The 6,255-nt window shown below is 68.3% G+C and carries 8 protein-coding genes; 6 read left to right on the plus strand and 2 right to left on the minus strand.

The window, feature by feature from the left end:
- Positions 1-274, minus strand: a 274-nt coding sequence (locus VF794_RS00525; RefSeq protein WP_331106619.1) for an AAA family ATPase, incomplete at its 3' end; no start/stop codon positions are given.
- An 83-nt stretch (positions 275-357) separates the two neighbouring features.
- Between VF794_RS00525 and VF794_RS00530 the strand changes: the two genes are divergently transcribed.
- The 4 genes from VF794_RS00530 to VF794_RS00545 all read left to right on the plus strand — a co-directional run bounded on the left by VF794_RS00530 (position 358) and on the right by VF794_RS00545 (position 3,767).
- Positions 358-768, plus strand: coding sequence for a VOC family protein (locus VF794_RS00530; RefSeq protein ID WP_331106621.1), 411 nt, complete (start codon positions 358-360; stop codon positions 766-768).
- Between the two features lie 107 nt (positions 769-875).
- Positions 876-1,979 (plus strand): glycoside hydrolase family 3 N-terminal domain-containing protein, encoded by a 1,104-nt coding sequence (locus VF794_RS00535; protein WP_331106623.1) that lies wholly within the window; start codon positions 876-878, stop codon positions 1,977-1,979.
- 25 nt (positions 1,980-2,004) lie between these two features.
- A complete protein-coding gene (locus VF794_RS00540; RefSeq protein WP_331106626.1) occupies positions 2,005-2,829 on the plus strand; it encodes a hypothetical protein in 825 nt (274 codons plus the stop codon).
- Entirely contained in the window at positions 2,826-3,767 is a 942-nt protein-coding gene (locus VF794_RS00545) for a type VI immunity family protein (RefSeq protein ID WP_331106629.1), read from the plus strand. Before VF794_RS00540 ends, VF794_RS00545 begins: the two co-directional genes overlap by 4 nt.
- Positions 3,768-3,770: 3 nt before the next feature.
- On the opposite strand, the gene VF794_RS00550 is transcribed toward VF794_RS00545, so the two are convergent.
- Positions 3,771-5,399: a sigma 54-interacting transcriptional regulator gene (locus VF794_RS00550; RefSeq protein ID WP_331106631.1), complete on the minus strand. Its 1,629-nt coding sequence runs from the start codon at positions 5,397-5,399 to the stop codon at positions 3,771-3,773.
- A gap of 180 nt (positions 5,400-5,579) precedes the next feature.
- Here VF794_RS00550 and VF794_RS00555 point away from each other — a divergent pair, with 180 nt between their 5' ends.
- Both VF794_RS00555 and VF794_RS00560 read left to right on the plus strand, forming a co-directional pair.
- Positions 5,580-6,029, plus strand: coding sequence for a hypothetical protein (locus VF794_RS00555; protein WP_331106633.1), 450 nt, complete (start codon positions 5,580-5,582; stop codon positions 6,027-6,029).
- A 40-nt stretch (positions 6,030-6,069) separates the two neighbouring features.
- On the plus strand, positions 6,070-6,255 hold a 186-nt coding region (locus VF794_RS00560), incomplete at its 3' end, for a response regulator (RefSeq protein ID WP_331106635.1).

Here is a 6,255-nt window from a genome sequence, read left to right on the forward strand (position 1 = left end):
AATCGGGATACTCGGAGGGCTCACCAGGAATGGATGGACCACGCCCCGCTGCCTCCCGGAGAAGGATGGGCAGCGTACTGAAGGCGAGATCCAGCGCATGCAGGATGTTGCTCTTGCCGACATCGTTCGGCCCCTCGATCACGACATGGGGCTTGTCGAGCCCTTTGAGCAGAAGCTGCTTGATGCTCCGGAAGTTTTCGATCTCCAGCCATGCGACCCGCATCGGTGTACCTTCCTGCCGCCCTTGGCAGCGCCGCTGCTTCTCCCGACCCATATATCAACGATGTCTCCTGCGGGCAGTGAGGATGCTCTTGGGGATTTCATCAGCGGGCACTAAATCGGAGCCCTGCCACGACCATGATCGAGCTGCGCGCCTGCATCGATGTCGATGACCTGGACAAGGCCATCGCGTTCTACACCCAGACCCTCGGGCTGAAGCTCGGACGCCGGCTGGGCTCCGACTGGGCCGAGCTGCTCGGGGCCTCGTCCCCCATCGACCTGCTCGCCAAGCCCGCGGGCAGCCCGGCCAGCCCCGGCGTGGCGCCCGTGCGCGACTACCACCGGCATTGGACACCGGTGCACCTGGACTTCACCGTCACCGGGCTCGACGAGGTGGTGCGCCGGGCCCAGGCCGCGGGCGCGACGCTCGAGCGCGACATCCAGGAGCGGGAGTGGGGCCGCATGGCCAACCTCGCGGACCCCTTCGGCCACGGCTTCTGCCTGCTCGAGTTCAAGGGCCGCGGCTATGACGCCCTCGTGGGGAACTGAGCCCCGGTCCACCTGTTCGCCGGTCCACTCGCCGACCGGGCGAGCCTTCGAGCCCCTCCGAATCCGTTCAGGTCCACGGGGCGTCTCCGTGGAACACTGAGTCCCTCATGCGAGGCGTGCTCCGTACATCACTCGTGGTCCTGTCCCTCGTGCTCTCCGGCGCCTCCGAGGCGGCCGAGCCGAGAACACCTGAAAGCTTCGCCGCCCGTGCGCCCGACGAGGCCCGCGTGGAGCGTGTCCTCCGCTCGCTGTCTCTGCGCGAGAAGGTGGGCCAGCTGCTCCTCGCGTATCCGCAGGTCGGCAAGGAGAACCCCGTGGAAGTGGGCGGGGTGTTGTTCGTGGGCGGGACGCTCCGGAAGATCGATGCCGCCAAGGAGCGCATCCGCTCGGCCCGCGAGCGCGCCCGCATCCCTCCTTTCTTCGCGGTGGACATCGAGGGCGGCAACTTCAACCGCCTCAAACAGCACCCCTCGCTCAAGGCGCTTCCGCTCGCGAGGGAGATGGCCGCCATGGAGGACGCCGAGGTGGAGTCCTGGGGTATGCGCGTCGGCCGGGCGATGCGTGAGGTGGGACTCAACATGAACCTCGCTCCCGTGTTCGACGTGTCCCCCCAGGGGCACATGTTCCGCAACGGGCGCGCCTTCTCGGGTGACGCCGCGGTGGTGAAGCAGAAGGCCACCGCCTTCGCGCGGGGCCTGGCCAAGGCGGGCGTGGTCTCCATCGGCAAGCACTTCCCGGGGTATGGCGATCTCGATACCGACTCGGACCACGAGCACGCCATCGCCGACTGGGACGAGGGCCGCGTGCGCCTGGAAGCGGCGGCCTTCCGCGCCGCGGACCGGTACCTGGGCGGGGTGATGATGTCGAACATCGTCTACACGAAGCTCGGCCCGGGGCCCGCCATCCTCGAGCCCGCGCTCGTCGCCATGGCCCACGAGAGCGGATGGATTTCCGTGACGGACGACGTGGCCATCCGCGCGCTCGCCGAGCAGATTGGTTCCGAGCGCGAGGAGGTGGTGCGGCGAGCCTTCCTCGCCGGCAACGACCTCATCCTCACCACCGAGCCACCGGACTGGTCGGGAGGCCTCGACTACTTCGGCATCCTGACGAAGCTGGCCGAGTCGGAACCGAAGCTGGCCGAGCAGTTGGATGCGTCGGTACGGCGGGTGCTGCGCCTGAAGGACCGGATGGGGCTGCTGGACGGGCTGTAGTCGGGTTTGGGCTAGAAGGGAGGGCATGACCTCCACTCGCCGGAGTGCACGCGGGCAGTTCGTGCGCCTGCTCCTCAGCGGTCTCCTGCTCGGCGCCTGCGCCACCCGCCCCGCTCGCTTCGGTGCGGCGCCCCATGGAGACTTGCGCCTCGACTCGGAGACTGTCGCTCGCGTGCGCTACGCGGGCCTCTCCCGTACCGCCGCGACCTCCTCCTCCGCTCTACTGGCCGTGGGCTCCACGCTCGCGGTGGCCACTCCCGTGATGCTGGCCATCCTCAAGAGCCAGGACAAGGCGGGTGAGTTGCAAGAGCGCCTTGTGGAGTGCGCGAGGCTGGCCGAGCAGCAGGTCAACTTCCCCCTCTTCGGCAACCACCCTCCCACCCGGGAGGAATGCGGCGAGGAGGTGGAGGTGGACGGGTGCCCAGAGCCCATCACCCGAGCCATGCTCCTGGGCAGGCAGAAGCACGTCATCGCCCTCGCCTGCGCCCGCGAGGTGCTCCAACAACTGTGGCCCAGGCCCTTCAGCATCGAACAGCGCTACCGCTACTATCCGAATGCCCGCGTCCTCAGGACGATCGACCGCGTGAAGGAGCAGCAACTCATTGATGAGAGATGTCCCGAGGAACTGCGGGGCAGCATCAAGCCCGACATCGTCCTCCACGGGGATTACAATCTCCTCCAGGCTGTGCTCATCCTCGACTTCAAGTTCCCTTGCCCACCCACCAACCCTCCACGGTGGAATCAATATAACGAGCCGAGTCCCTATGCCGGCTCGAACCAGGGCCAGATCTACAAGAAGGCATTGGGTGGCAAGGCCCTGCTCATCACGCCACGAGAGATCCGCGAATGAAGGAGCGCCTTCCCAATATCCGGGTGCGGACGAATCACGGCAGCATGGTGGCCCGGGACGGGATCGTCATCTGCTTCTTCATGCACCGCTCCCACGGGGAGGTGATCCATGCCGTGTGGCGAGCCCTGCAGACGTATCGTCGTTCCATCCCCTCCCAGGCGTTGAACTGGTACGTCGATCAAAACGGGGACTTTCAGCCTCTCGATGACAAGGGCTGGGAGCACATCCGCAAGAAGATGCTCGAACGGCGCTGGCCGGTCGCCTGCGGCGTCGATATCGAAGAGCACTGCGACGAGGTAGGCGGCTATAACTTCGAGTACCAGGGGTACTGGCTCGACGCGCCCCTGTTCATGTACGAAGAGGGCACCACCTGCGCCGTGAGCTTCACCCTACCCACCGAGTACCTGGTGGAACACGGCCCCGCCCGTGTGCGCGCCCTGGCCCTCGAACTCGCTCGCGAGCTGCCCTTCAGCTTCGGCTACGCCAGCCTCGCCCTCGTCTCCTCCGATGGAGACTGGTTCATGGCTCGCGACACGGTTCGCGAGCTGCGCGACCGCTACCTGGGACTGGACATCTACAGGCTTGGAGAGACCAGCCAGCACATCGGCACCCAGGCCCGAGGTGCCTACTGGCTCACCTTCCTGGGCCTGCCCCTGCTCGGCCGGCTTGGGGGGCTCGAAGTCCTGCGGCGGCGGCTTCCCTTCCCAGACGTCTCCCTGGAGACCTTGCCTCCACTCGAAGGCGAGCGCGTCCTCGTCACCCTCGGCGAGTGGCCCGAGGCCATCGACACCGCCGAACAGGAACGCCCCTCCCCTCAGCGCCTCGCCTTCGCTCACCTGCTCGAGCCCTTCCTCCACGAGGAGCGCTCGGGCTGGTTCTCCCTTTTCGGCGACGACAAGGAGGACATGCGCCGCTGGATTCGCCGTTTCTGTCCCTGAGGCTCACCGCTTCCGGCGGCGTGCCGAGGGCTCGTAGCTCTTGAGCTTCCGGTAGAGCGTGGTGGCGCCGATGCCCAGTTCCCGCGCGGTGCGCGTCCGGTTGCCTCCGTTGCGCCCGAGCACCGCGAGGATGTACTCGCGCTCCCGTTCCTCCAGCGTGCGCACCTCTCCCGTCGGCGAGGAGGCGGGCAGCGCCACCCGGACGTCTTCCGGCAGATCCTCCAACTCGACACGGGCCCCTCGCGAGAGCGCCACCACGCGCTCCATCGCGTTGCGCAGCTCGCGCACGTTGCCCGGCCAGTCGTACCGCTGGAGCTGATCCGCCACCTCCGCCCCGAGCCCCGGCGCCGTCCGTCCCAACTGCCGCGCCACGTCCACCAGGAACACCCGCGCCAGCGGCAGGATGTCCTCGCGCCGCTCGCGCAACGGCGGCACCGTCAGCTCCACCACCCGCAGCCGGTAGTACAGGTCCTTGCGAAAGCGCCCCGCCGCCACCTCCTCGGCCAGCGGCCGGTTCGTCGCCGCCACCACGCGCACGTCGATGGCCCGGTGGGCGTTCTCCCCCACCCGCCGCACCTCGCGCTCCTGGAGCGCCCGCAGCAGCTTCGCCTGCATCCCCAGCGGCATCTCCCCAATCTCGTCCAGGAAGAGCGTCCCGCCCGCCGCCGCCTCCAGCAGGCCCACGCGCTCGTGCGTCGCCCCCGTGAACGCCCCTCGCGCATGGCCGAACAGCTCCGCCTCCAGCAGTGACTCGGCGAGCGCCGCGCAGCTGATGGCCACCAGCGGCCCCGCCGCCCGCGCCGACTCCTCATGCACCAGCCTCGCCACCCGCTCCTTGCCCGTACCGCTCTCGCCGATGACGAGCACCGTGGCCTCGCTCCTCGCCGCCCGCTGGGCCAGATCCACCACCCGCCTCATCCCCGGGCTGCGCGCCACCAGTCCGCCCGGGCCCTCGGCCTCGCCCGCCACCTGCTCCAGCGCCCGCGACCGCTCGCGCAGCTTGCGCTCCGTGCGCTTGAGGGCACTCGTCACCTGATGCAGCGAGGCGTCGAGCACCTCGCCCTGGAAGTACGGCAGGTGCTCCTCGAGCTGGTTCCCCCACTCCTCCAGGGTCCGGCCCGCGAAGTGGCAGGCGGCGTCTCCCCTCGCCACGCACCGGTCCTCCAGGATGTAGAGCGACTTGCCCGCCGCCCGGCTCATGTAGCCGCTGGCGAAGCCACACAGCGTCCAGCACGAGGGGGCCTCCGCCCGCCCCAGGTGCAGCAGGTGCTGTTCCGACTCGTACGAGTAGTCCAGGGTAACGCCCCAGCGCGCCAGCGGGTCGTTGTCCTCGGCCCGGACGCGGATCAGCCCTTGGAGCATGTGGATGAACCCGCCAGCGGCACGCCACTCGGCCTCGCTGCTCCATTGAAAGCCGGTGCGCAGGGCCTCCGCCATGCGCCAGCCGTGGGCGAAGCCGAAGCGCGTCAGCACCGCCCGAGCCCCCGTCAGTCCCAGCATCTCCACCAGTTGCTTGCGCAGCATCCCGAGCGCCACCGCGTCCAGGATGAGCGCCTGCTCACCCGCGAAGCGCACGCCTCGCCGAGCGTCCACCTCCAGTAACTCCTCGATGCGCAAGTCCTGGGCTCGCATGGGCGACTCTTTCATTTTGGAAGGGTATTCGACCTTTTCGACCGACCACGCCGTGTCTCGTAACACGCAATCCCCTGGACTTGCTGAGGACGCGGAAATGGCGCGCGACTTGCTCCAGGAAAAGGATGAACACGGGAGCGCGAGGCACGAGCCCTCGCTCGCAGGCCAGGAGGACACGTGGTGTCGTTCAAACGAGAGACCCTGGAGGACGGCGCGGTCCGGCTGTCGAGCATGCGCTGTCGCTTCACCTATCGACGACTGCGTCCGGGCGTCGTCTCCTTGCTCATCGAGGGCCAGGACCGGGGCGAGTTCGGCACCGCGCCCATGGACGAGCTGCGCGAGGATCTCAGCCGCTATGTCCCCGTGGAGCTGTTCATCGAGATGGATGACGCCACCGGGGCCATCGTCCCCGTGCAGGAAGCCTGGACCGGGTGGTTCAGCGAGAACCGCTCAGCGCTCAAGAGCGTGAGCATCCTCACGCGCAGCAAGTACATGCACTTCACCGCCGAGGTGGTGAAGCTCTTCTCCCGCACCGGTGAGCTCATCCGCGTCTACCTCGACCCGCGCTCCTACGAGGAGGCCATGGCACGCGCGGCGCCCGGACTCATCCGTCCCGGCTCTCCGGGCTGAAGTAAGCTGGGCCCTCCATTTCCAACCTCACGAGCCCTCCGTGACCGACGCCCCCACCCCCCTTGCTCGCGGCCGCATCCTGGTCGTGGATGACCAGCGCAACATGCGCGCCACCACCGCGCTCCTGCTGCGCGCCGCGGGCTACGACGTCCAGGAGGCCGCCTCTGGTGAGGAGGCGCTCGGCGTGCTCTCCGGGGGTGGGGTGGACCTGCTGCTGGCGGACTTG

The sequence above is a fragment of the Archangium sp. genome (assembly GCF_036389735.1).
Classification (GTDB): domain Bacteria; phylum Myxococcota; class Myxococcia; order Myxococcales; family Myxococcaceae; genus Archangium.